Origin of the sequence: Cupriavidus sp. SK-3 (genome assembly GCF_000611145.1) — a bacterium.
Lineage (GTDB): Bacteria > Pseudomonadota > Gammaproteobacteria > Burkholderiales > Burkholderiaceae > Cupriavidus.
This window is the reverse complement of sequence record NZ_JFJV02000042.1, coordinates 22,001-47,671: the sequence shown is the minus strand read 5'-3', so window position 1 is coordinate 47,671 and position 25,671 is coordinate 22,001. Positions and strand designations below refer to the sequence as shown.

The 25,671-nt window shown below is 64.6% G+C and carries 28 protein-coding genes; 9 read left to right on the top strand and 19 right to left on the bottom strand.

Translation table 11 applies throughout. The annotated features are described in order from the left end of the window. Positions 1-113 precede the first annotated feature (113 nt). Positions 114-707, top strand: coding sequence for an aminoacyl-tRNA hydrolase (pth, locus tag CF70_RS04775; RefSeq protein ID WP_035861097.1), 594 nt, complete (start codon positions 114-116; stop codon positions 705-707). A 99-nt stretch (positions 708-806) separates the two neighbouring features. Here the strand turns inward: pth and CF70_RS04770 are convergent, their stop codons facing one another. The 5 genes from CF70_RS04770 to CF70_RS04750 all read right to left on the bottom strand — a co-directional run bounded on the left by CF70_RS04770 (position 807) and on the right by CF70_RS04750 (position 5,447). After that, positions 807-1,067, bottom strand: coding sequence for a YfhL family 4Fe-4S dicluster ferredoxin (locus tag CF70_RS04770; protein WP_035861094.1), 261 nt, complete (start codon positions 1,065-1,067; stop codon positions 807-809). Between the two features lie 68 nt (positions 1,068-1,135). Next, positions 1,136-1,621, bottom strand: a complete 486-nt coding sequence (coaD, locus tag CF70_RS04765; protein ID WP_035861092.1) for a pantetheine-phosphate adenylyltransferase — start codon at positions 1,619-1,621, stop codon at positions 1,136-1,138. A gap of 191 nt (positions 1,622-1,812) precedes the next feature. Then, the gene (rsmD, locus tag CF70_RS04760) at positions 1,813-2,466 is read right to left on the bottom strand and encodes a 16S rRNA (guanine(966)-N(2))-methyltransferase RsmD (RefSeq protein ID WP_200876692.1); all 654 of its coding nucleotides are present in this window, start codon (positions 2,464-2,466) and stop codon (positions 1,813-1,815) included. Positions 2,467-2,538: 72 nt separating this feature from the next. Further along, positions 2,539-3,900, bottom strand: coding sequence for a M16 family metallopeptidase (locus CF70_RS04755; RefSeq protein ID WP_035861090.1), 1,362 nt, complete (start codon positions 3,898-3,900; stop codon positions 2,539-2,541). Positions 3,901-3,920: 20 nt separating this feature from the next. Next, on the bottom strand, positions 3,921-5,447 hold the full coding sequence (locus tag CF70_RS04750; RefSeq protein ID WP_035861088.1) for a M16 family metallopeptidase: 1,527 nt from the start codon (positions 5,445-5,447) through the stop codon (positions 3,921-3,923). 60 nt (positions 5,448-5,507) lie between these two features. Between CF70_RS04750 and ftsY the strand changes: the two genes are divergently transcribed. Next, positions 5,508-6,662: a signal recognition particle-docking protein FtsY gene (gene ftsY / locus CF70_RS04745; RefSeq protein WP_035861086.1), complete on the top strand. Its 1,155-nt coding sequence runs from the start codon at positions 5,508-5,510 to the stop codon at positions 6,660-6,662. An 82-nt stretch (positions 6,663-6,744) separates the two neighbouring features. On the opposite strand, the gene maiA is transcribed toward ftsY, so the two are convergent. Together maiA and CF70_RS04735 are read right to left on the bottom strand one after the other, a co-directional pair. Further along, positions 6,745-7,392 carry a maleylacetoacetate isomerase gene (maiA, locus tag CF70_RS04740; RefSeq protein WP_035861081.1) on the bottom strand — a complete coding sequence of 216 codons (648 nt, stop codon included), beginning with the start codon at positions 7,390-7,392 and terminating at the stop codon, positions 6,745-6,747. A gap of 4 nt (positions 7,393-7,396) precedes the next feature. Then, positions 7,397-8,098 (bottom strand): fumarylacetoacetate hydrolase family protein, encoded by a 702-nt coding sequence (locus CF70_RS04735; protein ID WP_035861079.1) that lies wholly within the window; start codon positions 8,096-8,098, stop codon positions 7,397-7,399. 210 nt (positions 8,099-8,308) lie between these two features. Here CF70_RS04735 and CF70_RS04730 point away from each other — a divergent pair, with 210 nt between their 5' ends. The 5 genes from CF70_RS04730 (at position 8,309) to ybiB (ending at position 13,600) form a co-directional block, all read left to right on the top strand. Next, positions 8,309-8,956 (top strand): ANTAR domain-containing response regulator, encoded by a 648-nt coding sequence (locus CF70_RS04730; RefSeq protein WP_035861076.1) that lies wholly within the window; start codon positions 8,309-8,311, stop codon positions 8,954-8,956. 324 nt (positions 8,957-9,280) lie between these two features. Next, on the top strand, positions 9,281-10,600 hold the full coding sequence (locus CF70_RS04725) for a CmpA/NrtA family ABC transporter substrate-binding protein (RefSeq protein ID WP_035861072.1): 1,320 nt from the start codon (positions 9,281-9,283) through the stop codon (positions 10,598-10,600). A gap of 200 nt (positions 10,601-10,800) precedes the next feature. Then, a complete protein-coding gene (gene ntrB / locus CF70_RS04720) occupies positions 10,801-11,628 on the top strand; it encodes a nitrate ABC transporter permease (protein ID WP_051648039.1) in 828 nt (275 codons plus the stop codon). A gap of 34 nt (positions 11,629-11,662) precedes the next feature. Then, on the top strand, positions 11,663-12,466 hold the full coding sequence (locus CF70_RS04715) for an ABC transporter ATP-binding protein (protein WP_035861066.1): 804 nt from the start codon (positions 11,663-11,665) through the stop codon (positions 12,464-12,466). Between the two features lie 114 nt (positions 12,467-12,580). Next, on the top strand, positions 12,581-13,600 hold the full coding sequence (gene ybiB / locus CF70_RS04710) for a DNA-binding protein YbiB (RefSeq protein ID WP_035861063.1): 1,020 nt from the start codon (positions 12,581-12,583) through the stop codon (positions 13,598-13,600). A 17-nt stretch (positions 13,601-13,617) separates the two neighbouring features. On the opposite strand, the gene CF70_RS04705 is transcribed toward ybiB, so the two are convergent. After that, positions 13,618-14,493, bottom strand: a complete 876-nt coding sequence (locus CF70_RS04705) for a pirin family protein (RefSeq protein WP_035861060.1) — start codon at positions 14,491-14,493, stop codon at positions 13,618-13,620. A gap of 390 nt (positions 14,494-14,883) precedes the next feature. Between CF70_RS04705 and rpoH the strand changes: the two genes are divergently transcribed. Then, entirely contained in the window at positions 14,884-15,780 is an 897-nt protein-coding gene (rpoH, locus tag CF70_RS04700) for an RNA polymerase sigma factor RpoH (protein WP_045241357.1), read from the top strand. Positions 15,781-15,893: 113 nt separating this feature from the next. Here the strand turns inward: rpoH and CF70_RS04695 are convergent, their stop codons facing one another. The 5 genes from CF70_RS04695 to CF70_RS04675 all read right to left on the bottom strand — a co-directional run bounded on the left by CF70_RS04695 (position 15,894) and on the right by CF70_RS04675 (position 20,246). After that, entirely contained in the window at positions 15,894-16,523 is a 630-nt protein-coding gene (locus tag CF70_RS04695; protein WP_045241358.1) for an SCO family protein, read from the bottom strand. A 148-nt stretch (positions 16,524-16,671) separates the two neighbouring features. Then, positions 16,672-17,607, bottom strand: a complete 936-nt coding sequence (locus tag CF70_RS04690; RefSeq protein WP_035861055.1) for a heme o synthase — start codon at positions 17,605-17,607, stop codon at positions 16,672-16,674. Next, the gene (locus tag CF70_RS04685; protein ID WP_035861052.1) at positions 17,604-18,707 is read right to left on the bottom strand and encodes a COX15/CtaA family protein; all 1,104 of its coding nucleotides are present in this window, start codon (positions 18,705-18,707) and stop codon (positions 17,604-17,606) included. Before CF70_RS04685 ends, CF70_RS04690 begins: the two co-directional genes overlap by 4 nt. Positions 18,708-18,714: 7 nt before the next feature. Beyond that, positions 18,715-19,371, bottom strand: coding sequence for an SCO family protein (locus tag CF70_RS04680; protein ID WP_035861049.1), 657 nt, complete (start codon positions 19,369-19,371; stop codon positions 18,715-18,717). Between the two features lie 131 nt (positions 19,372-19,502). Further along, on the bottom strand, positions 19,503-20,246 hold the full coding sequence (locus CF70_RS04675) for an SURF1 family protein (RefSeq protein ID WP_035861046.1): 744 nt from the start codon (positions 20,244-20,246) through the stop codon (positions 19,503-19,505). Positions 20,247-20,330: 84 nt separating this feature from the next. On the opposite strand from CF70_RS04675, the gene CF70_RS04670 reads away from it, so the two are divergent. Continuing rightward, positions 20,331-20,540 (top strand): twin transmembrane helix small protein, encoded by a 210-nt coding sequence (locus CF70_RS04670; protein WP_035861044.1) that lies wholly within the window; start codon positions 20,331-20,333, stop codon positions 20,538-20,540. A 167-nt stretch (positions 20,541-20,707) separates the two neighbouring features. Here CF70_RS04670 and CF70_RS04665 read toward each other — a convergent pair whose 3' ends face one another. From CF70_RS04665 to coxB, 6 genes are all read right to left on the bottom strand, one after another. Beyond that, complete coding sequence (locus CF70_RS04665; protein WP_035861043.1) at positions 20,708-21,568, bottom strand: cytochrome c oxidase subunit 3; 861 nt, start codon at positions 21,566-21,568, stop codon at positions 20,708-20,710. Between the two features lie 130 nt (positions 21,569-21,698). After that, entirely contained in the window at positions 21,699-21,911 is a 213-nt protein-coding gene (locus tag CF70_RS04660; protein ID WP_035861042.1) for a DUF2970 domain-containing protein, read from the bottom strand. Between the two features lie 32 nt (positions 21,912-21,943). Then, a complete protein-coding gene (locus tag CF70_RS04655; RefSeq protein ID WP_035861040.1) occupies positions 21,944-22,558 on the bottom strand; it encodes a cytochrome c oxidase assembly protein in 615 nt (204 codons plus the stop codon). Positions 22,559-22,575: 17 nt separating this feature from the next. Continuing rightward, positions 22,576-22,707 (bottom strand): cytochrome oxidase small assembly protein, encoded by a 132-nt coding sequence (locus CF70_RS37345; protein ID WP_235184882.1) that lies wholly within the window; start codon positions 22,705-22,707, stop codon positions 22,576-22,578. A 60-nt stretch (positions 22,708-22,767) separates the two neighbouring features. Beyond that, complete coding sequence (gene ctaD, locus CF70_RS04650) at positions 22,768-24,372, bottom strand: cytochrome c oxidase subunit I (RefSeq protein ID WP_035861038.1); 1,605 nt, start codon at positions 24,370-24,372, stop codon at positions 22,768-22,770. 23 nt (positions 24,373-24,395) lie between these two features. After that, a complete protein-coding gene (coxB, locus tag CF70_RS04645) occupies positions 24,396-25,661 on the bottom strand; it encodes a cytochrome c oxidase subunit II (protein WP_035861035.1) in 1,266 nt (421 codons plus the stop codon). Between the last annotated feature and the right edge of the window lie 10 nt (positions 25,662-25,671).

Genomic DNA, 25,671 nt, shown 5'->3' with positions numbered 1-25,671 from the left:
GGTCGCCGCCCCGCAGGGGTGGTGAAACTGCTTTTGACTTTGAAGTTAGTCAGTTGCAGTAACAAGTGCACCCACGCATCAAACCTGGCCCCTTCAACCAAGCAGTCCAACCCATGATCAAACTCATCGTCGGCCTCGGCAACCCCGGGGCGGAATACGAAGCCACCCGCCACAACGCCGGCTTCTGGCTGGTCGACCAACTGGCCCGCATGGGCGGCGTCACCCTGCGCGTTGAAGGCCGCTTCCACGGCCTGGCCGCGCGCGCGCGGTTGTGGGACCAGGACATCTGGCTACTCAAGCCGTCCACGTTCATGAACCGCTCCGGCCAGTCCGTGGTATCGCTGGCGCGCTTCTACAAAATCCTGCCTGACGAAATCCTGGTGGCCCACGACGAAATGGACATGCCGCCCGGTACCGCCAAGCTCAAGCGCGGCGGCGGCGCCGGCGGCCACAACGGCCTCAAGGACATTGCCGCGCACCTGACGACGCAGGACTACTGGCGACTGCGCATCGGCGTGGGCCATCCGCGCAACTCGGCAAGCGGTGGCGGTGATCGCGAGGATGTGGTCAATTATGTATTGAAGCCCCCGCGCCGCGAGGAGCAGCAGGCCATCGATGAAGCCATCGACCGTAGCCTGGCGCCGCTGGCGCTGCTGGCCAAGGGCGAGAGCGAACGCGCCATGCTGGAGCTGCATACCGCCCGCTGAAGGCGCAGGGCGAGCAGCAAACCGCGGGCGCACCAATGAAAAAGCCCCGTCACCTCTCGGTGACGGGGCTTTTTTGTGCCGCAGGGCGCAATGCCCGCGTCAAGCCACCCGCTTGGCCGCCGTCAGCAGACGATAGCGCTGCATCAAGGTATCGCGCGTCTCGACCCGGTTGGGGTCGTTCGGGATGCAAGCCACCGGGCAAACCTGCTGGCATTGCGGCTCATCGAAGTGTCCGACGCATTCCGTGCATTTGTTGGGGTCGATTTCATAGATCTCGGGCCCCATCGAAATAGCTTCGTTTGGGCACTCGGGCTCACAAACGTCGCAGTTGATGCAGTCGTCGGTGATCATCAGTGCCATGGTGTTTCCTTTAAGCCAGACATGCCCGCGCCCGACCGGCCGCGGACGACATGTCCCAAAGCTCTATTTTATTCCGGTTTGGCAATCTTCTCCTGAAGCCAGCGTTCGACCGACGGGAATACGAACTTGCTGACATCGCCGCCCAGCACCGCGATCTCGCGCACGAAGGTGCCTGAGATGAACTGGTACTGGTCAGAGGGCGTCAGGAACATGGTTTCGACATCCGGCAACAGGTAGCGGTTCATGCCCGCCATCTGGAACTCGTACTCGAAATCGGAGACGGCGCGCAAACCCCGCACGATTACCCGTGCATTGTTCTTGCGCACAAAATCCTTGAGCAGGCCGGAGAAACCTTCGACACGCACATTGGGATAGTGTCCCAGGACTTCGCGAGCGATGCCTATGCGCTCTTCCAGCGAAAAGAATGGGCGCTTGTTGGGGCTATACGCCACGCCGACCACGAGTTCATCGAAGATATTGGACGCTCTGCGCACCAGATCCTCGTGGCCCCGGGTCATTGGGTCGAAAGTGCCGGGATAGACCGCGACGACCATGCTTCCTCCTTATTCTGCCCGCTGCCGGTCCTGGATGGACCGATCGACCCCGCCCGCTATGGTTGAGGGCTGGAGCCAAGGCTGCGTGACGAGCGTTGGCAACAGCGGCGTAGTGTAACTCTAAACGCGGCACTTGGAAGCCATTGCAACACGCTTTCGCGGCAGTGCCGCATCTAGCGTACGATGGCCGGTCATGCCGCGTCCGGCCCCCCGAATCGATTATTCCTGTGTTGCAGCAAATGGAAATGCACCGCGCCCGCGCGGGCATGCCGCACGATCTCCAGCGCCGCCGGCACTGGGGCATCCGGGCCGGTCAACGCACGATCGGTTTCCACATAGACGGCGCCACCCGGCCGGGACAGCCGTGCCGCATGCTCCAGCGCAGGGCCCAGCCAGTCCTCGGCAAACGGCGGATCGAGAAAAACCACGTCGAAGCTCGCGGACGGCATCTGCGCCGCCGTAGCAAATGCATCACCCTGCACAACCCGGATCTGCTGGGCGTCGAGGCGATACTGGTTGTCGCGCAATTGCTTGGCCACGCGCGGATTGGATTCCACCATTGTGACCTGCTGCGCACCGCGCGAAGCGGCTTCGAAGCCAAGTGCGCCTGAACCCGCAAACAGGTCGAGGCAGGCCAGCCCCGACATGTCTTGGCCGAGCCAGTTAAACAGGGTTTCACGCACGCGGTCGGGCGTGGGACGCAGCCCTTCGGCGTGGAGTACGGGCAGCGGCGTGCGCTTCCACTTGCCGCCGATGATGCGGACCTGCGCGGGTGCCTGCCGTGGCGAGGGGGAAGAGGTTCGCCCGCTGGCAGCGGGCGAGGGAGATCGGGTACGCGAATTCATGCCGTGATTGTAGAGCCTGCGGGTCAGATCGCGCGAGCGCCAGGGACCGAAGCGCCCGCACCACTCACGCCCTCACTCCGGCCCGCCCACGATCACGGTCGCCATGGCGTCGGGATGCACGTGACGCTGGAAGGCTTCCTTGACCTGGGCTCGCGTGATCTTGCCGATCTGCCTGGTCCAGGTATCGAGATAGTCCAGCGGCAACCCGTACCAGCCGATATTGGCCACATTGGTCAGCAGCTTGCGGTTGCTGTCGATGCGCAACGGGAAGCCGTTGATGAGATTGTCCTTGGCGGCCTTCAGTTCGGCGTCGGTGGGGCCTTCCGCCACGTATTGCGCCAGCACCTTGCGCACCAGGGCCAATGCCTCGTTGGTCTGCGCCTTCTTGGTCTGCAGGCCGATGCCGAAGGGTCCTGCCTGCTTGGCCGGGGCAAAGTAGCTGTCGACACCGTAGGTCAGGCCGCGCTTCTCCCGCACCTCATCGGTCAGGCGCGAGCTGAACCCGCCGCCGCCGAGCACGTAGTTGCCCACCAGCAAGGCAAAGTAGTCGGGGTCGCCACGCGCAATGGCAGGCTGGCCAATCGCCACGGTAGCCTGTTGCGCCGGATGCGGCACTCGCTGCTCGCTAGTCGGGATCTTTGGCTGCACGGGCGGCATCGCGGGCGGCGTGGCTCCGGCCGGCAGGCCGCGGGTCAGCTGCTCGGCGATGGTCTCTGCCTGCTTGCGGTCGATGGCACCAATCAGCGTCACGACAGCACGCGATGGCGCGTAGTTGTCCCGCCAGAAACGCTCGATATCGGCCCTTGTGATCGATTCGACCGAGGCCGCGGTCGGCGAAACGCCATACGGATGGCCGGGATAGATCGCCTTCGACACCATCTTGTCGGCAATCACCCCTGGCTTGGTATCGGCCTCGCGGATCGCCGTGATCAGGCGTTGCTTCTCGCGCGCCACCACGGCGTCCGGGTAGGCCGGGGCCTTGATCAGCTGACCAGCCAGCGCGAGCGCCTGGCTGAGCTCCGGCTCGGAGGTCAGCGTGCGCAGGCCGATACCGCCCCGATCGCTGCTGGCGGCACCACCGAAATCGGCGCCCGTGTCGGCGAACGCGTCGGCAACCTGCGCTTCGTTGCGCGCTGGCTGGCCGTCCTGCGCGGCGGCGCCCTTGTCGAGCAGGGCTGACGCGAGCGTGGCGAGGCCCGCCTTGCCCGGCGGGTCATAGCGGCTGCCGGCGTCGAAATCGATATTGACGTCGAGCATGGGGATGGACGGGCTGCGCACGAAATACACGCGGGCGCCGGTGGAGGTGGTCCATTGTTCGATCGGGATGGCAGCCAACGCGGCCTGCGAAGCGATCAGGGCAAGCGCGCCGAAGGCAGCGCCTGCGATGCGGCGCAGCAGGCGCGGCGACGGGATCGTCGGGGCAAAGAGAGACATCGTCGGTCCTCTGAAAGGCTTTAGCGGAGCGAGCCGGAGTCAACCGGTGCCTTTGGCTTGTTCGGGTCGATCGGTTGCGGCAGCAGGGTCGCCACGGTCAGGTTATCGTCGTTGAAGTATTTGCCGGCCACAGCTTGCACCTGCGCAGGCGTGACTTCCTTGATCTTCTCCAGCATGCGGTCGAGCTTGCGCCAGGAAATGCCTGAAATCTCGGCCACGCCGATTTCCATGCCCTGGCCGAACACCGAGTCGCGCTTGTAGATCTGCGCCGCCACGACCTGCGCCTTGACGCGCTTGAGTTCTTCAGGCGAAACCCCTTCGCGGGCGATGCGGGCGATCTCGTCGCGCAGCGCGCGCTCGATCTCCTCGGTGGTGTGGCCATTGGCCGGCGTGCCATCGAGCACCATGATGGACTCGCCGCGGTTGATGCTGTCGTAGCCAACGTTGACGTCATCGGCGATGCGGCGCTCGCGCACCAGGTCGCGCGTCAGGCGGGCGTTGTCGTAGCCGTTCAGCACGGCTGACAGAACCTCCAGCGCGTAGGGATCGACGTCCTTCTCGACGTCGTGCAGGCGCGGCACCTTGTACGCCATCACGATGTACGGGTTCTCCGCGGGGGCCTTGACCCAGATCCGCTTGATGCCCTTCTGCACCGGCTCGACCTGGTCCTTGCGCAACGGCAGGGGACGCGCCTTGAGCTTGCCATAGATGCGTTCGGCAAGCGTCCTGACCTCGGCCGCCGTGACGTCGCCGGTAACGACGAGCAGGACGTTGTCGGGCACGTACCAGTTCTTGTACCAGGCCTGCACGTCCTCGACACGCATGTTGACGAGGTCGGCCGGCCAGCCGATCACGGGATGGCGGTACGCAGCCGCCGTGAACACGGTGGCCAGCAACTGCTCGTAGACGGTGCCGCGCGCGGAGTCGTCGGTGCGCAGGCGCCGCTCTTCCATCACGACCTTCATCTCCCGCTCGAACTCATCCTTCTTGATGATGAGATTGGCCATGCGATCGGCCTCGAGCTCCATCATCCTGGGCAGGTACTGCTTGCTGATCTGCTGGTAGTACAAGGTGAAGTCGCGGTTGGTCAGGGCGTTCTCGCGCCCGCCCAACGCCGCTATCTGCTTGGAAAACTCCCCCGGCCCGACCTTTGGTGTACCCTTGAACATCATGTGTTCAAGCATGTGCGCCACGCCAGTGGTGCCGCTGACCTCGTCCATGCCGCCCGCGCGGTACCAGATCTGGTGTGCTACGGTGGGCGCGCGGTGGTCTTCCTTGACGATGACCCGCATGCCGTTGGACAGCTTGAATTCGGTGGTATTGGCCTCCGCCGCGGCGCTTTGCGACGCGGTGGCCTGGCCGGTGGGCAGTGGCGGCGCCACTACGCCGGTCTGCGCGTAAGCGGCGCCGAACCAGGGCATGGCAATCAACAGGAGGGTGGGAACAAGGCGCCGGGAGAAAGCGGCCGGGCGAATAGCGCCGGCGCCGGCAAGAGGCGATGCGGTACGGGCGGCGCCCGACCTGGACCTGACAGCACAATGGTTCATGCGACCCCGTCTGCTAGAATTTTGGCGATTGATTCTACCGGGGTATTGACCCCTTTCCCAATGTTTAGTTTCTGGAAGAAGCGCAAGGCCGAACCGGCCAGCGCGCCACCCGAGGCGCAGGTCCCCGCGCCCGTTGCAGCGCCCGCCGGTGCGTCAGCCCCGGTTCCCGCCGCTGTACCCGGCCCGGCCGCCGCCCCTCCAGCCCCGTCAGCGCACGCGCCGGCCGCCCAACCGGTTTTCTCACCCGTCGTCCCGCCTGCCCATGCCGCTTTCGGGGATATGGTCCTGACACCGCCACCGGCCGCCACCGCCGAGGCCAAGCGCGGCTGGATGCAGCGCCTGCGCACCGGCCTGTCCAAAACCAGCCGCAACCTGGGCACGCTGTTTGTCGGCGTCAAGGTGGACGAAGACCTGTTCGAGGAGCTGGAAACGGCCCTGATCATGGCGGACACGGGCGTCGAGGCAACCGAACACCTGCTGAGCGCGCTGCGCCGCCGCGTCAAGAGCGAACGCATCGAGACCTCCGAGGGCGTCAAGATCGCACTGCGCGAACTGCTGGCCGACCTGCTGCGCCCGCTCGAGAAAACCATGGTGCTGGGCCGCGAGCAACCGATGGTGATGATGATCGCCGGTGTCAACGGCGCCGGCAAGACCACCAGCATCGGCAAGCTGTGCAAGCACTTCCAGAGCTATCACCAGTCCGTGCTGCTGGCCGCCGGCGACACCTTCCGCGCCGCCGCGCGCGAGCAACTGACGATCTGGGGCGAGCGCAACAATGTGACCGTGGTCTCGCAGGAGAGCGGCGACCCGGCCGCGGTGATCTTCGACGCGGTCAACGCGGCGCGCGCACGCGGCATCGATATCGTGATGGCCGATACCGCGGGCCGCCTGCCCACGCAGTTGCACCTGATGGAGGAGCTGAAGAAGGTCAAGCGCGTCATCGCCAAGGCGATGCCGACCGCGCCCCACGAGTCGCTGCTGGTGATCGATGCCAATACGGGCCAGAACGCGCTGTCCCAGGTCAAGGCCTTCGACGATGCGCTGGGGCTGACCGGGCTGATCGTGACCAAGCTCGACGGCACGGCCAAGGGCGGCATCCTGGCCGCGATCGCGCGCCAGCGGCCGGTGCCGGTCTACTTCATCGGCGTGGGCGAAAAGGTCGAAGACCTCCAGCCCTTCAATGCCGATGAATTTGCCGAAGCGCTGCTGGGCTGAACGCGGCGGCAACGAAAAAGCCCCGCAACTGCTTGCGGGGCTTTTTCTTTACGCCTGCCAGCGCCGGACCTGCGCGCCAGGCTTACTCGGCGTCCGGCTGCGCCTTGGGCTCGGCCTGCTGGAACGCGGGCAGCGCCATGCAGGACTCGAACACCTTGGCAATCGCCGGATAGCGGCCAACATCGATATTGAAACGCTGCGCGTTGAACACCTGTGGCACCAGGCAGATATCGGCCAGCGTCGGCGTATCGCCGAAGCAGAAGCGCCCTGCCTTGCCCGAGCGCACCAGGTTGGTATTCACCGACTCGAAACCCAGTTCGACCCAGTGGCGGTACCAGGCGTCCTTGGCTTCCTCCGCCACGCCCAGCGTGTGCTTGAGGTACTTCAGCACGCGCAGGTTGTTCAGCGGATGGATTTCGCACGCGACCTCAAGCGCCACCGCCCGAATGTAGGCGCGATCCAGCGCGGTGCCCGGCAGCAAGGGCGGCTCGGGATGCGTCTCGTCGAGGTACTCGACCATCGCCACCGACTGGATCAATACCTGGTCATCGTCGACCAGGGTCGGCACCAGCGCATCGGGATTGAGCGCACGGTAGGCCGGCAGCAGTTGCTGGCCGCCGTCGCGCAACAGATGCACCGGCACATACTCATAAGGCAGGCCCTTGAGCCGCAGCGCGATGCGCACCCGGTACGACGCCGAGCTGCGAAAGTAGCTGTAGAGCTTGAACATAGGATCAGACCACCTTGACGGTGAGTTCGCCCACGCCTTCGATCTTGCACTGCATGACGTCGCCCTTCACCACCGGGCCCACGCCTTCGGGCGTGCCGCTATAGATCAGGTCGCCGGGCTGCAGTTCAAACAGCCTGGAGAGATAAGACACCATCTCGGGCACCGACCAGATCAGGTCGGAAAGATCGCCGCGCTGCTTCTCGACGCCATTGACGGACAGCGTCACCGCGCCCTTCTCCGGATGGCCGATGGCGGACACCGGCACAATCGGGCCGATGGGGGCGGACTTGTCGAAGGCCTTGCCGGTTTCCCAGGGGCGGCCGGTTTTCTTGGATTCGTTCTGCAGGTCTCGGCGCGTCATGTCGAGGCCGAGGGCATAGCCGAACACGTGGCTGGCGGCGTCCGCCTCGGCGATGTCCTTGCCGCCCTTGCCGATGGCGACGACCAGCTCCACTTCATAGTGGCAGTTGCCGGTGCCCTGCGGATAGGGGAAGGCGCCTTCGCTGCCGTCGGCCACGTAGCTCACCGCGTCGGCGGGCTTGCAGAAGAAGAACGGCGGCTCGCGGTCGGGATCCGAACCCATTTCACGCGCATGCGCGGCATAATTGCGGCCCACGCAGTAAACCCGGCGCACCGGGAACTGAGCGCTGCTGCCGCGCACGGGCACGCCGTTGGGCGCCGGCGGGGCAAATACGAATTCGGTCATCCTTCTCTCCAGACTTGTGCACTGTGTTTTAGGCTACGCACCGGCATGCGGCGTCGCCAGCAGACGCCCCGCCGCGCAGCAGGGCAATAGCATACACCGGCGGTTCCCGCCGCGTATGCCGGCAAACCATTGAATCCGGGAAACCCCGCAATACAATTAGAATCATCTCGGCGCGAATCTTGCATGGCACGAGAGATCCCAAGTGACGCCATGAACCGACGCCCCCCAGCCCCTCCCCGTCCGACGAGTCCCGCGCCCGCCTCCGCCGCGGGTTCGCGCACGCTGCGCATCCTGCTGGTGCGCGATCCCCACGACGCCGACCCGCTCAACGTCGAGACGATCCATGCCGGGCTGGTGTCGGCGGGCTTCACCGACATCGAGACGGTGGACGCCGACCTGCGGCTCCCCGACGCGATCGCCGCGCGGCAGCCGGACCTGATCATCATCGCCTCGGAATCGGCGGCGCGCGATACGGTCGAGCACGTATGCGTCTCCACCCAGCACGCGCCGCGCCCCATCGTGCTCTTTACGGACAACGACGACGCCCAGCGCATCAAGGCCGCGCTGACGGCAGGCATTACCGCCTACATCGTCGACGGACTGCGCGCCGATCGCGTGAAGACCGTGCTCGACGTGGCGTATGCGCGCTTCGAACTGGATCAGGAGTTGCGCGCCGAGCTGGATGCCACGCGCCTGCAGTTGGCCGAGCGCAAGGAAGTCGAACGTGCCAAGGGCCTGCTGATGAAGGAGCGCGGCATGAGCGAGGAAGAGGCTTATAAGCGGCTGCGCAGCATGGCCATGGAGCGTGGCATCAAGCTCGTCGAAGCGGCACGGCGCGTCATCGATGTAATGAGCTAAGGCGCGGGCGACGCCCCGCACGCGCTTGGTGCAATGCACAAGGATGGCGCTGCCGCCCTGCTGCACGCGCACCGGTACCGCCCGCCGCCCTGCCCCTTCGGGCCAGGGCGTCACCGCGTTCGCGCGCATATTGACTGCACCCTGCATAACAAGCTTGGCACGCGGCTTGCGTAATCCGGACATCGGCCAACGACGGCCGATCACAAACCGATGTGCGCCGCCAACGACGGCCGCGCCGCATCACGGGACAACGGCGTCCTGACCTGCCCCGCATTCTTGGCGAAAGCGGCGCAGTTCAGGACGCTTTTCATTTGGAGCCGTGGAATGCCCTCTCGCCTGAAGATTGCCAAGCCGCTGCACGCCGCGGTTGCCACCGACGCCAGCGCCGCCGGCGCCGATGCGGTGCCCGCCAGCAGCGGCCGCCGCCGCGCCCTGGCCACCATCGCCGGCGCCAGCGTGATCACGCTGGTCGACCCGCTCGTGCGCGCCGGAGCCTGGGCGGCCGGCTCGGATTCGCCGGAAAAGCCGGAGGTGCGGATCGGCTTTATCCCGCTGACGGACTGCGCTTCGGTAGTGATGGCCGGCACGCTCGGCTTCGACAAGAAATACGGCATCAAGATCACGCCCACCAAGGAAGCCTCCTGGGCCGGCGTGCGCGACAAGCTGGTCAATGGCGAACTGGATGCGGCACACGTGCTGTACGGCCTGATCTACGGCGTGCAGCTCGGCATCGGCGGGCCCAAGAAGGACATGGCCGTGCTGATGAACCTGAACCACAATGGCCAGGCCATCACGCTGTCATCCAAGCTGGCGGAAAAAGGCGTCAAGGACGGCGCCAGCCTGAAAGCGCTGATGGCCAGGGAAAAGCGCGATTACACCTTCGCCCAGACCTTCCCCACCGGCACCCACGCGATGTGGCTGTACTACTGGCTGGCCGCCAACGGCATCAACCCGATGCAGGACGCCAAGGCCATCACTGTGCCGCCGCCGCAGATGGTGGCCAATATGCGCGTGGGCAATATGGACGGATTCTGCGTGGGCGAGCCCTGGGGCGCGCGCGCAATCGCCGACAAGATCGGCTTTACCGCCGAGACCACGCAGGCGATCTGGAAGGATCACCCCGAAAAGACCCTGGGCACCACCGCCGAGTTCGTGCAGAAGTACCCCAATACGGCCCGCGCCATGGTTGCCGCCGTGCTGGAGGCATCGAAGTACATCGATGCCTCGGCCTCCAACCGCCGCAAGACCGCGGAAACGATTGCCGCCAAGTCCTATGTCAACACGGATATGGACATCATCCTGGACCGCATGCTTGGCCGCTACAGCAATGGCCTGGGCAAGACCTGGGACGATCCCGACTCGATGAAGTTCTACCAGGACGGCAGCACCAACTATCCCTTCCTCTCCGACGGCATGTGGTTCCTCACGCAGCACAAGCGCTGGGGCTTGCTCAAGGACCACCCCGACTACCTGGCGGTGGCGAAGAAGGTCAACCGCATCGACGTCTACAAGCAAGGTGCCGCGGCCGCGCAGGTGCCAGTACCCAAGAGCGACTTCCGTACCGCGAAGCTGCTGGACGGCGTGGTGTGGGATGCCAGCAAGGATCCGAAGGCCTACGCCGACGGCTTCAAGATCAAGGCCTGAGCCCCGCGCGATATCGCCTGATGTCGCGCCGGCCTCACCGTTCGCCTGCCGAGTGATTTCGATCTGATTGCCGCTTGAACGCCGGCGTGGCGACACGCCGGCCCCTGAAGGAGCCTGACGTGAATGCACTTGCCCAGCCGGCCACCCATGCCGGCACCAAAGCCACGCCCGCCGACAGCGGCACCACCGCCGGGCTCGCCGTGCCTGGCGACCAGCGGGCTCATGAGCGCGCCCTGCGCAGCGCGGCGCGGCGCGATGCCTTTGCGGCCATCGTGCTGAAGCTGATGCCACCGGTTGCCGGCTTTGCGCTGTTCCTGCTGGTCTGGCACGGTATCGCCACGATGATCCCCGCCATCCCCACGCCGGCCGCTACCTGGCATGCCGCCGTGCCCTTGTTTGCCGACCCCTTCTACCGCAACGGCCCCAATGACCAGGGCATCGGCTGGAACGTGCTGGCATCGCTGGCACGGGTCGCGGCAGGCTTCGGGCTGGCGGCGCTGATCGGCATCCCGGCCGGCTTCGCGCTGGGACGCTTCGCCTTTCTCAACGCCATGATGGCACCCATCATCAGCCTGCTGCGCCCGGTCTCGCCGCTGGCGTGGCTGCCGATCGGGCTGCTGCTGTTCAAGTCTGCCAATCCGGCGGCGATCTGGGCCATCTTCATCTGCTCGATCTGGCCGATGGTGATCAACACCGCGGTGGGCGTGACGCGCGTGCCCCAGGATTACCTGAATGTCGCGCGCGTGCTCGACCTGTCGGAATGGAAGGTGTTCACGCGCGTGCTGCTGCCGGCCGTCCTGCCTTACATGCTGACCGGCGTGCGGCTGTCGATCGGCACGGCCTGGCTGGTGATCGTGGCCGCGGAGATGCTGACCGGTGGCACCGGCATCGGCTTCTGGCTGTGGGACGAGTGGAACAACCTGAAGGTGGAGCACATCGTCATCGCAATCTTCATCATCGGCGTGGTCGGGCTGCTGCTCGAATACGCATTGCTGAGCCTGGCGAAGCGTTTCAGCTACGGCAACTAAGACGGCTACCGCGCGCGGCGCCAAGGAGAACCTCATGGAAAAGTTCGTCCGTATCGAAAACGTCGGGCAGACCTTCAAGACCAAGAAGGGGCCGTTCGTCGCCCTGCGCGATGTCAACCTGACAATCGCCAGCGGCGAGTTCATCACGCTGATCGGCCACTCCGGCTGCGGCAAGTCCACCTTGCTCAACCTGCTGGCCGGACTGGACCGTCCCAGCGCCGGCGCACTGATCTGCGCCGAGCGCGAGATCGCCGGGCCCGGCCCGGATCGGGCGGTGGTGTTCCAGAACCACTCGCTGCTGCCCTGGCTGACCTGCTTCGAAAACGTCTACCTTGGCGTGGAACGCGTGTTCGGCGGCAGCGAAAGCAAAGCACAACTGAAGGCGCGCACCCACGACACGCTCGCCATGGTCGGGCTCACCCATGCCGAATCCAAGTATCCGCAGGAAATCTCGGGCGGCATGAAGCAGCGCGTGGGCATCGCGCGGGCGCTCGCGATGGAGCCCAAGGTGCTGCTGATGGACGAGCCCTTCGGCGCGCTGGATGCGCTCACCCGCGCGCACTTGCAGGACGAACTGATCAAGATCGTGGCCAAGACCCGCAGCACGGTGGTGATGGTGACCCATGATGTGGACGAAGCGGTGCTGCTGGCCGACCGCATCGTCATGATGACCAACGGCCCGGCTGCCACGATCGGCGAAGTGCTGAAGGTGGACCTGCCGCGGCCGCGCGAGCGCATGGCGCTGGCCGACGACAAGAACTATCACGCGTGCCGGACCGCGGTGCTGGACTTCCTGTATCGCAAGCAGCGCAATCCGGCGCTGAAGGAAGCCGCCTGAGCGAACGCCGGCAAGCGGGCGCGGCGGCATGGCAGGCCGGCATTGTCCAATGCGATGGGCACGGCCCGTCCGCTCCGCTATCATGAACCTCAAACCACATCGCCCCAGCCCGCCATGACCACCACGCCTGCCACGCCTGCCACGCCCGCTGCCCCGACTTTCGCCGCCGCGAAGTACATCAAGGAAATCGGCCGGGGCGTCAACGGCGCCCGCGCGCTGCCGCGCGAGGACGCGCAGGCCTTGTTCGATGCCATGCTGGCCGGCCGCGTGGCCGATATCGAGCTGGGCGCGGTGCTGATGGCCTATCGCATCAAGGGCGAAGCCCCGCACGAGCTGGCCGGCATGCTTGATGCCGCGCACGCGCACTGCCTGCCGCTGGCCGCGCCACCGGACCGCATCGTTGTGACCATCCCAAGCTACAACGGTGCGCGCAAGCAGCCCAACCTGGTACCGCTGCTGGCCCTGTTGCTGGCGCGCGAAGGCATTCCCGTGCTGGTGCACGGCAGCCGCCAGTTCAACGGGCGTGTGACCAGCCTCTCTCTGTTCGAGGCGCTGGGCATCTCGCCGTGCAGCTCCGTGGCGCAGGCCGAAGCCCAGCTTCGCAGCAAGGACAGCCAGCCGGGCCCGCTGGCGGTGCTGCCGATCGACGTGCTGTCGCCGGCGCTGGCCGCCATGCTCGACAGGCGCATGCAGATCGGCTTGCGCAACTCCGCGCACACAGTGGTCAAGATGCTCCAGCCGGTCGGCACCCACTCCCCGGCGGAAGCGCTGCGCCTGTACAGCTACACCCATCCCGAGTACCGCGAAACGCTGACCGACTACTTCTCTCGCGAGCCCGCCAATGTGCTGCTGGCGCGCGGCACCGAAGGCGAAGTGGTGGCCGATGCGCGGCGCAGCAGCCGCATCGACTGGCTGCACGACGGGCATCAGCGCACGCTGGTCGATCCCACCGCGGGCTCCATCACCGAAGTGCCGGAATTGCCACCCGGCAGCGACGTGGACCAGACTGCGGCCTGGATCCGCCTCGTGCTGGACGGCAAGACACCCGTCCCGGCTCCGATCGCTACGCAGATCGAGGCGATCCGCGACTGCCTGCAACAGGGAACGCGCGTGACCTGGGCCAGCCCGGTCTGAGGCAGGCCCGGGCGCTTTCAGCGCTTGCGCTGCGGCAGCGGGATGCGATCGTCCTCGCCGGGCACGCGCGGGAACTGGTCATCCTCCCAGCGCTGGGAGGCTGCCTCGATCGCTTCCTTGCTGCTGGCGACGAAATTCCAGAAGATAAAACGGTGCCCGTCCGTCGGATCGCCGCCTAGCAGCATCACGCGCGAAGGCGCCTGCGCGGTCAGCGTCACCGGCACGCCAGGCACCAGCACCGCCAAATGGCGTTCCGGCAATATTTCGCCATCCAGCGCAACGCTGCCGTCCACCGGATAGATGCCACGTTCGGCATGCTCCGGCGGAATCTCCAGGCTGGCACCCGCATCCAGCTCGATGGCCACATAGAGCGTGCGGCTGAACACCTTCACGGGAGCCTCCGCGCCAAAGGCATCTCCGGCGATCACCGTCATCCGCACCCCGGGGCGCTCCAGCTTGGGCAGCGTTGCGGCGGGGTGATGATGGAAGGACGGTTCGACGTTTTCAAACGCCTTTGGCAACGCCACCCAGGTCTGTATGCCATGCAGGCGCGGCCCGGCATCGCGGGCGGCCTGCGGCGAGCGTTCCGAGTGCGCGATGCCCTTTCCCGCCGTCATCCAGTTCACGTCGCCCGGCCTGATCACCTGCTTGCTGCCAAGGCTGTCGTGGTGAAGGATCTCGCCTTCGAACAGGTAAGTGACGGTCGCCAGCCCAATATGTGGATGCGGGCGCACGTCTGCACCTTCCCCCGGAGGCATCGCCACGGGTCCCATATGGTCGAAGAAGATAAACGGCCCGACGGTCTGCGTTGCCGCCGCAGGTAGCAGCCGGCTGACGGCAAAGTCGCCAAGGTCACGCGTATGCGGCTTGAGCAAGTGTTCGATAGCAGACATGAATTCTCCCCGGTTCGGTCGATGCTGGCGGATAGCGCAAATGAAAAGAGTGTAGCCGCTGTAGAAACACTGCATCTCATTTGGCGATAGAACCGAAGGGCGCGTGGTCCCTCTAACCCATGTCGGATCGTTCGGGGGCTCGCATGAGATAGTGGCCACGCCACATCACGCAAAGCCCCTCGCAAGAAACGCTATGTGAAAACAGATTTCGATTATCAGGAACTATCAACCCTATAACTACTCCAACTTAGCAGTCCCCCGGCTTGAGTGCTAATATGTGTTGCAATGCAGTGCGTGGCCCCCCATGGGTTGGCGTACGCGGGCAACCCACCCGCCGGATGCAAAAGGAGCAATCGAGTGAACGCGGTCCTATCTGCTGACCAAACCCAAATGACCAACCGTCTGCCCACGGTGCCCCAAGGTACCGGCACGTTTGCGCTGACGCTTCCCGGAACGCTGGGAAATCTGGACAGCTATATCCAGGCTGTCCACCGTATTCCCCTGCTCACCCCCGAGGAAGAGCAGCGGCTCGCGCGCGAGCTGCGCGAGCATGACTCCGTTGACGCGGCGCGCCGCATGGTGCTGTCGCACCTGCGCCTGGTGGTGTCCATCGCCCGCCAGTACCTCGGCTACGGCCTGCCCCATGCGGACCTGATCCAGGAAGGCAATATCGGCCTGATGAAGGCCGTGAAGCGCTTCGACCCGGACCAGGGCGTGCGCCTGGTGTCGTATGCGATGCACTGGATCAAGGCCGAGATCCACGAATACGTGCTGAAGAACTGGCGCATGGTCAAGGTGGCTACCACCAAGGCCCAGCGCAAGCTGTTCTTCAACCTGCGCAGCCACAAGCAGGGTGCCCATACCTTCACCCCGGAACAGATCGACGCGGTTGCGCGCGAGCTGAACGTCAAGCCGGAAGAAGTGATGGAGATGGAAACCCGCCTGTCAGGTGGTGACCTGGCGCTCGAAGGCCAGATCGACGACGGCGAAGAGGAATTCGCTCCCATCGCCTACCTGGCCGACAACCACAACGAACCCACCCGCGTGATCGAGGCCCAGCGCCACGACCGCATGCAGGTGCAAGGCCTGGAGGAAGCGCTGTCCAAGCTCGACGACCGCAGCCGCCGCATCATCGAAGCGCGCTGGCTGCAGGTCAACGACGACGGGTCCGGCGGTTCCACGCTGCACGAACTGGCTGACGAATTCGGCGTCTCGGCCGAACGTATCCGTCAGATCGAAACCGCGGCGATGAAAAAGATGAAGGGAGCGCTGCAGGCATTTGCCTGAGGCGCGCCGGGCGGCGGCGGGCATTTCACCCCCGCCCTTTCCCGAAAGCAACAGGGCCGGTCTCGCGACCGGCCCTGTTTCATTTTGTCTGCCGGTTACACCGGCCGCGCCCCTCAGGAAGCAAGCAGTTGCTTGATGTCGTGCGCAATTGGCTCCGGTCCCTGGCCATGGCGAATGAACAGCCGCAGCTTCCCGCTGGGGTCGAACACATAGCTGCCCGCCGAGTGGTCCATGGTGTAGTTGGACGGCGATGTGCCTGGCACCTTGGCGTAGAACACCTTGAAGTCCTTGGCGACCTTCTGCAGCGCGGCGTCGTCGGCCGGGCGCATGCCCAGGAAGCGCGGATCGAAGGCCGGCACGTATTGCGCCAGCAGCGCCTGCGTGTCGCGTTCGGGGTCGACCGTGACAAAGAGCACCTGCACCTTGTCGGCATCCGGCCCCAGTTGCTCCATGACCGCCTTCAACTCAGCCATGGTGGTCGGGCACACATCGGGACAATGCGTATAGCCGAAGAACATCACCACCGCCTTGCCCTTGAAGTCCGCGATCGAGCGCACCTTGCCGTTGTGATCGGTGAGGACGAAGTCCTTGCCGAATTCACTGCCACCGGTGATATCGACGTTCTTGAAAGACGCACGCTGCTGGCCGCATGCAGCAAGCAGCAGCGAGCACAACGCCAGCAGGCACAACCGGCGGAAGGTGGCGAAAGTGGGCAGGAAGCCCGGAGGGAAGCGGTTCGGCATGCGGGTTCGGGTGGTTTGGCGAGCCACGACCGCCCGGCAATCGGCCGGACGCGGCAAGGTCACATTAACAGATGTGATGCAGTATCGCCGATTGGGGCCGCCGCGCGCTCAGGCCGCGACAAGATGTCGCAAGCCGCCGTCCGGCCGCTCAGCCTTGCGGCAGGAACTTGAAATAGTGATCGACCAGCAGCGCGGCGAACAGCAGCGAGAGGTAAAGGATCGAGAAGCGGAAAGTCCGCTGCGCCAGTGCGTCGGAATAGTTGCGGTACATCTTCCAGGAGTACGCGAGGAAACCGCCCCCCAGGATCAGCGCCGCCGCCAGGTAAATGTAACCGCACATCCCGTATACGAAAGGCAGCAACGTGGCCGCGATCATGATCAGCGTGTACAGCAGGATGTGCAGCAGCGTGAAGCGCTCGCCGTGCGTCACCGGCAGCATCGGCAAGCCGGACTTGGCGTAGTCGGCGCGGCGATACAGGGCCAGGGCCCAGAAGTGCGGCGGGGTCCATGTGAAGATGATCAGCACCAGGAACCAGGCTTCGGCCGGCAGTTCGCCAGCGACAGCCGCCCAGCCAAGCGCCGGCGGCATGGCGCCGGACAGGCCGCCGATCACGATATTCTGCGGCGTGGCCGGCTTGAGCAGGATCGTGTACACCACGGCATAGCCGACGAAGGTGGCAACCGTCAGCCACATGGTCAGGTCGTTGGTATAAACGTGCAGCAGCCACATCCCCGCGCCGCCCAGCACCGCCGAGAACACCAGTGTCTGGATCGTCGTGATCTCGCCGGTGGCGGAGGGGCGCCATGCGGTGCGGCGCATCAGCGCGTCGACCTTTTGCTCCACCAGGCAGTTGATGGCGAAAGCGGCACCCGCCAGCAGCCAGATACCGGCGGCACCCCCGATCAGCACCGGCCAGGGCACCATGCCCGGCGTGGCCAGGAACATGCCGATGATGGCGCAGAAGACGGCAAGCTGCGTCACGCGGGGCTTGGTAAGGGCGGCGTATTGGCGGACCAGGTGGCGAACCCGTCCGAGGGGATGTGTGTGGGTAGCAGTAACCACTGGGGAGTTCTTGTCTTTCATGTGGCGCGCGCGGCAGCCGGCACGTCCGTAGCGATGTTCGCGGACCGGGCCGCGAGCCCTATATTGTAATTGAGACGAACCAATAGCAGCAGCAAGAGCGCCGCGCCGCCGTTATGCGCCACCGCGGCGCCCAGCGGCCAGTCGAACACGATGTTCGAAAGGCCGGTAGCCAGTTGCAGCGCGAGCACGCCCAGCAGCCAGCCGGCGCTGCGGGCGAGGCCGCCAAAGCGGCGCGCCCGCAGGCCGAACCAGGCCAGGAAAGCCAGCACGACGAAGGCAAATCCACGATGCACCCAGTGGATCGCCACCAGGGCCGAGTGTGGAATGTAGTCGCCGTCGGCGGTCATGCCGAGCTGGCGCCACAGGGTGAAGCCGTGGCGGAAGTCCATGTCCGGTACCAGTTGGCCGTTACACAGCGGAAAGTCGGTGCAGGCCAGCACCGCGTAATTGGTGCTCACCCAGCCACCCAGGAAGATCTGGATGACCAGCAGGGCCAGCGCAATGCGTGCCGGCCAGCGCAGCGCGCCCGCTTGCGGCGCGATTGCCAGCGGCGGGTTGCTGCGCGAACCCAGCCAGATCAATGCTGCGAGCAGGCCCATGCCCAACATCAGGTGCGTGACCACGATGATGGGCTGAAGCTTGAGCGTCACCGTAAAGGCGCCAAACGCGCCCTGCACGCACACCAGCAACAGCACGCCGGTGGCGAACCAGGGCGACTGCCTGAGTTCGCGCCGCTTGACCCAGGCCAGCACCATCAGCGTGATGATCAGCACGCCGACCGCCATGGCGAAGTAGCGGTGGATCATCTCGATCCACGCCTTGGTGATGGTCACGGGCCCGCTGGGCAAGGCGGTTTCGGCCGCACGGATATGCTCCTGCGCGGCATGCGGATTGGAGTGGCCGTAGCAGCCCGGCCAGTCCGGGCAGCCAAGGCCGGAATCGGTCAGCCGAGTGAAACTGCCGAACATGATCAGGTCCAGCGTCAGAAAGGCGGTGATCCACACCAGCTTGCGGTACTTGTTGCGATCCCCTTTGACCAGCACGTAGCTGAGCGGGAACAGCGCGATCAGCACGCCGATGATGGCGAGTTGGAGCAGCATGCGCGCCTCACCCGATATGAGAGTACTTGAGCAGCTTCTTCAGGTCGGAGCTCATTTTCTTGGGGTCCGGGTCCTTGGGAAAGCGCATCATCAGGTTGCCCAGCGGATCGACCAGGAACAGCGTGTCCTCGATCCGCCCACCTTGCTCCGCCGGCAGCCATTTCTGCATGGTTTCGCGATTGGCGCGCAGGAAGCGCACACCGGCATAGGGCTCGTTGTAGGCAGCCGACAGGCGCTGATCAATCGGGCCATCGTCGCTGATCAGCCATACCGGCACGATGCGCTCGCGGTCCTGCCCCTGCCCTGCACGGATCTGGCGGATGGTGAACAGCTTCCTGGCGCAAGCCTCGTCGCAGGCAGCGCCATCGGCCGTGACCAGCAGCCACTTGCCCTTGAAGCTATCCAGCGGCACGGTCTCGGCCCGCTCGTTGCCGATCTGCATCGCCGGCATCGGGCGCTGCGGCTCGACCAGCGTGCCATAGTTGGTGGAGCCGCCCGCCGGCCTGAACACGTAATAAGTGAGGTAAGAGGCAATCACAGGCGAAGCGCACACCAGCAGCAGCAACAGCATCTGGATGCGCCCGCGGCGGGTGCGGGCGTCGATGCGCGAATCTTGCGGCGCGGCGCGGGCGGCCTGGGCGGAAGCGGGATCTGGCTGTTGCATAGTGTTTCGTCTGTCTGTCGTTAGGGGCGGCTGCGGTCATCTGACCGCGCCGTCCCGCTGTGGTTCGCTGGTGGTGGCGCCGGCAATCCTGTCGCGTGCTGGCATGTGCCGTCTGCCGCCGTAACTGCCTCTCAAGCCGCCATGCGGGCGGCACGCCGCCAGCTCAACGCCACCAGCAGCACCAGCGTCAGCGCCGCGAGGCCGAACCACTGGAAGGCGTAGCCATAGTGACGGTCGGCGCCAGTATCCGCTGGCGCCCAATCGCGCGCCAGCCCGTCGCCGTTATCGCTGCGCTGCTCAAGCACGAAGGGCTGCAGCGGCACACCGAGTTCTTTCGCGAATGCAGCGAGATCCACATTTTGTCGGATCTTCTGCCCGGCCTCCGCACTGGCGCCCTGGCCCAGGCTAAATACCCTGGGTACCGCGGCCAGCGCGGTGCCATCAAGTTCCACGTCGCCCTCGGCGGTCGGGAATGGCGCGATTCGTGTACGGTCCTGCGCATCGCGTGGCAGCCAGCCACGCAGCACCAGCACCGCTGGCGCGCCGGGATCGTTCGCCACGACGCGCAGCGGCGTCAGCACCATGAATCCGGCGCGGCTGTCGGTGCCGTTGCCATGTGGGCGATTGTCCAGCAAAACGGTATGCGCCGCATCGAAGCGGCCGCGCACGTGCACCCGGCGCTCCGCCACCTGCCCTTCGAGCAAGGCACTGCCCACCACCAGGGGCGGCTGCGCAGCCAGCGCCTCCAGCCGCGCGGCACGCGCCAGCTTTTCATGGGCGCGGTCAAGCTGCCAGTTGCCGAGCGCGCAAGTGACGGCAATGACCACCAGCGCGGCGATGGTGGGAACCGGGCTCAGCGCGCGCCAAAGCTTCACGGGCGACTCCCGAGTGTTTCCTCAAGAGCGGCGATGCGATAATGGCACATTACCTCTAGCCGACCCCGCACTTGCGGGCCCTCCATGCGCATTGTCATCATCATCGCGTTCATCCTCATCATCGGCAGCCTGGCCTCGGCGCTATTCTTCATGATGCGCGACCGCGGCAAGACGCCGAACATGATGCGCTCTCTGATGTTCCGGGTCGGCTTTTCCGTGGCGCTGTTCGTCTTCATCCTGTTCTCTCACTGGATGGGCTGGATACAAAGCACGGGTATTCGCATGGGGCCTTGAGCCAGTCGCGCCGGCCGGCGCAAGTGGCTACACGCGTTCGAACTGCAAAAAACAAGCGCCGCAGTGGCTAGACTCCTGCGGCGCTTGTTTTTTGTTGTTCTTCGCCGGGCGGAGATCTCGCCGGGCGATTCCGCCGGCGTCGCCGGCGGGCACTGCAGTCGGGTGCCTTACAGCCAGTACACCACGATGTAGAGGAACAGCCACACCACGTCGACGAAGTGCCAGTACCAGGCCGCGCCTTCGAAGGCGAAGTGATGATCGGGGGTGAAATGCCCCTTCAGCACGCGCACCAGCACCACCGTCAGCATGATCGCGCCCATGGTCACGTGGAAGCCGTGGAAGCCGGTCAGCAGGAAGAAGGTGGAGCCGTAGATGCCCGAGGTCAGCTTGAGGTTCAGTTCCGTGTACGCATGGTGGTACTCGTACACCTGGAAGCACATGAAGACCGCGCCCAGCAGGATGGTGAGCACCAGGCCCTGGATCAGCTGGCTGCGCTTGTTGGCCAGCAGCGCATGGTGCGCCCAGGTCAGCGTCACGCCGGACATCAGCAACAGCGCCGTGTTGATCGTCGGGATCGGCCACGGGCCCATGGTCTGGAAGGACTCGACGACCCCGGCCGGGCCGAAGTTAGGCCATACGGCGGAAAAGTCGGGCCACAGGATCTTGTTGTTCAGGTCGCCCAGCCACGGCATGGCGATGTTGCGGGCATAGAACAGCGCGCCGAAGAACGCTGCGAAGAACATCACTTCGGAGAAGATGAACCAGCCCATCGACCAGCGGAATGACAGGTCGATGTTCTTGCCGTACTTGCCGGTCTCGGACTCGCTGATCGCATCGCTGAACCAGCTCTTGAGCACGAACAGGAACCACACCAGGCCCAGGATGCAGACATACGGCCCCCAGCTCTGCCCGTTTACCCAACCAGCAGCACCCCCAGCCGTCAGCAACAAGCCAAAGCTTGCCGTGATCGGATGGCGCGAGGGGCCCGGTACGAAGTAGTACGGAGCGTTTGCGCGATTCGCACTCATTCTTTTATCTCCAGCTCAGAGTCTTTGATTCAGTAATCGTTATCCGCACATCCGGCCCCGACTGCTGGCCGGCGGCATGCTTTTGCCTGCTTTTACTTCTCCCTGCCCGGTCCCGCGCGCGACAGTCTGTCTACCCCACCACCACACGCACGACGGTGATCAGCACGGCGATCAGGATGGCTACCCCGATCAGGCCGGCGATGATCACATGGACCGGGTTGAGCTGTGCCATGTCGCGTTCATGCTCGCTGCCCTTGCGCAGGCCGATAAACGACCAGAACACCGCGCGCAGGGTCTGCGCAAAAGACAGCTTGCGCTTGACCGCGTCCTTCATCTCATCCACGGCTACCCCCTTACAACCACTTCACCTGCTACTCAAATGCCCTTGCCCGCTCCGGCCGGCTGCGCCTCAAGCGGGCCCTGCGGCGCCTGGGCCACCGGCGTCCCGATCTCGAAGAAGGTGTAGGACAGCGTAATGTTCTTCACGTCTTTCGGCAGGTCCGGATCGATCACGAACACCACCGGCATCTCGCGTGCTTCCTTCGCCTTCAGCGTCTGTTCCTTGAAGCAGAAGCACTCGATCTTCTTGAAATACTGCGTGGCCAGCTTGGGCAGGTAGCTCGGAATGGCTTGCGCCGAGATATCGCGCGTCTGCCCGTTCGCCACTTCGTAGACGATGGTGGTCATTTCGCCCGGGTGCACTTCCATGCTGCTCTTGACCGGACGGAATGCAAACGGACCGCGCGCGTTGGAATCGAACTCGACCGTGATCGTGCGGGTCGTGTCCACCTGCGTATTCTTGACCTGGCCGCCATACAGATCCCGCGTGGTCACCACGTTCAGGCCGGTGATCTCACAGATCTTCTTGTACAGCGGCACCAGCGCATAGCCAAACGAGAACATCAACGCCACCACCACCAGCAGACGCAGCAGCATCCCGCGGTTGAACTTCTTGTCGGTGGCATCGTTTGACTGCTGGCTCACGCTCATCTCAATACCCTGCAGCTTCAGCCGAGAATAATCATCTTGGCGAAGAAACCCAAAAAGAAAACCATCACGATGGAGAAAAGGATCAGGCCGAGACGACGATTCGCGGCCTTGCGGTCTGCCTGCGATGGACTTTTGTTTGGATCCTGCATAACACCTTGCCTGCGTGACGCGGAAGGAAGGGCCGTGCCCATCCTTCCGCGCATCATTGCTTACTTGACCTGCGGAGGAACTTCAAAGGTGTGGAACGGGGCCGGCGACGGCACGGTCCATTCCAGGCCCTCGGCGCCATCCCAAGGCTTGTCCCCGGCCGCCTTGCCGCCACGGTAGGACGGCAGCACGACGAAGAAGAAGAAATACACCTGCATCAGGCCGAAGCCCAGGGCACCGATCGAAGCGATCGCGTTGAAATCCGCGAACTGCGTCGGGTAGTCGGCATAGCGGCGCGGCATGCCGGCCAGCCCGAGGAAGTGCATCGGGAAGAAGGTGATGTTGAAGAAGATCATCGAGCCCCAGAAGTGGATCTGGCCGCGGGTTTCGTTGTACATGAAACCGCTCCACTTCGGACCCCAGTAGTAGAAGCCCGAGAACATCGCGAACAGCGAACCCGCCACCAGCACGTAGTGGAAGTGCGCCACGATGAAGTAGGTGTCCTGCAACTGGATGTCGATCGGGGCAACCGCCGGCATCAGGCCCGTGAAACCACCGATGGTGAACACGAAGATGAAGCCGATCGCGAACAGCATCGGGGTCTCGAAGGTCATCGAGCCGCGCCACATGGTAGCGATCCAGTTGAAGATCTTCACGGCCGTCGGCACCGCGATCAGCATGGTGGCGTACATGAAGAACAGCTGGCCGGTCACGGGCATGCCGGTCGTGAACATGTGGTGAGCCCACACGATGAACGACAGGATGGCGATCGAGGCGGTCGCGTACACCATCGAGCTATAGCCGAACAGCCGCTTGCGGGCAAAGGTCGGCACGACGTGCGAGACGATCCCGAAGGCCGGCAAGATCATGATGTAGACCTCGGGGTGGCCGAAGAACCAGAAGATGTGCTGGTACATCACCGGGTCGCCGCCGCCTGCAGCCGAGAAAAAGCTCGTGCCGAAGTGACGGTCGGTCAGCACCATGGTGATGGCGCCAGCCAGCACCGGCATCACGGCAATCAGCAGGTAGGCGGTGATCAGCCAGGTCCAGCAGAACATCGGCATCTTCATCAGCGTCATGCCGGGTGCGCGCATATTGAGCACCGTGACGATGATGTTGATCGAACCCATGATCGACGAGGCGCCCATGATGTGCATGGCGAAAATCGCCATGTCCATGCCGGGGCCCATCTGCACCGACAGCGGCGCGTACAGGGTCCAGCCGGCGGCGGTGGCGCCGCCCGGTGCGAAGAACGACAGCACCAGCAGCAGGGCCGCCGGGGGCATCAGCCAGAAGCTGAAGTTGTTCATCCGCGCGAAGGCCATGTCGGATGCGCCGATCTGCAGCGGGATCATCCAGTTGGCGAAGCCGACGAAGGCCGGCATGATCGCGCCGAACACCATGATCAGGCCGTGCATGGTGGTGAACTGGTTGAACAGTTCCGGGCGGAAGAACTGCAGGCCCGGCTCGAACAGTTCGAGACGGATCAGCAGTGCCAGCGCGCCGCCAGACAGCAGCATGGTGAACGAGAACAGCAGGTACAGCGTACCGATGTCCTTGTGGTTGGTGGCGAACAGCCAGCGGCGCCAGCCGTGCGGATGATCGTGGTGCTCATCGTGGGCGTGGTCGTGCGGGTGGGCGAGCGCGTCCGGGGTAGCAGTACTCATCGCGAAAACTCCTGAAATCCTGTTCAGCCTGCCGCGCGGTCACCCGCGGCGCTTGCCTGCTTGGCAGCGGGCTTGTCTTCCGTCTTCGGTGCAGCGTCGCCGCCGCTGGCGCCGGGTGCGCCACCGCCTTCGCGGAACTTGCCGGCACGGGCGTTCACGAAATCGCTCGGTTGAATCACTTCGCCAGTCTTGTTACCCCAGCTGTTGCGGGTGTAGGTCATGACGGCAGCGAGTTCGGTATCGGAGAGGTGCTTCCAGACCGGCATGGCACCCTTGCCTTCCAGCAGGATGTGCATCTGGCCAGCATCGGGACCGTTGACGACCTTGGAGCCGTCCAGGGCCGGGAACGCGCCGCCGCCCTTGCCGTTCGGCTGGTGGCAGACCGCGCAGTTGGCGGTGTAGACCTTCTCGCCACGGGCCTTGAGTTCTTCCAGGGTCCAGGTCTTGTTGGGGTCGTCGGCCTTGGCGGCGAGTTCCTTCTTCTTGCCGTCAACCCACTTGGCGTAGTCGGCATCCGAAACCACGCGCACGACGATGGGCATGAAGGCGTGTTCCTTGCCGCACAGCTCGGCGCACTGGCCACGGTACACGCCAACCTTCTCGGCCTTGAACCAGGTGTCGCGCACGAAGCCGGGGATCGCATCCTGCTTGACGCCGAAGGCCGGGATCATCCAGGCATGGATGACGTCATTGGCCGTCAGCACCATGCGGACTTTCTTGTTCACGGGCACCACCATCTCGTTGTCCACCTCCATCAGGTAGGTGTTCGACTTGGGGGCCTCGTTGTTGATCTGTTCGCGCGGGGTGGTCAGGGTGGACACGAAGGAGATGCCTTCGCCGTCGCCCTTCAGGTAGTCGTAGCCCCACTTCCACTGGTAGCCGGTGGCCTTGATGGTGATGTCGGCATTGGTCGTGTCCTTCATCGCCACGACCGTCTTGGTGGCGGGCAGGGCCATGCCGATGACGATCAGGAACGGGATGATGGTCCAGATCACCTCGACGGTGATGCTCTCGTGGAAGGAGGCCGACTTCGCGCCCTTGGACTTGCGGTGCGTGAACACGGAGTAGAACATCACCGCGAAAACGCCGATGAAGATCACGGTGCACATGATCAGCATCATCCAGTTCAGCCAGTGAATCTGCTCGGCGATCTTGGTGACCGGCTCGGTCAGATTGAGCTGACGCACTGCGGGGCCGCCTGGCATGTCTTCCACTGCCAGGGCTGCATGACTAGTGAGCAGGGACGCGCCCACCAGACACGCTGCGGATGCCTTCTTCCACATTTTCATTTGTTATCTA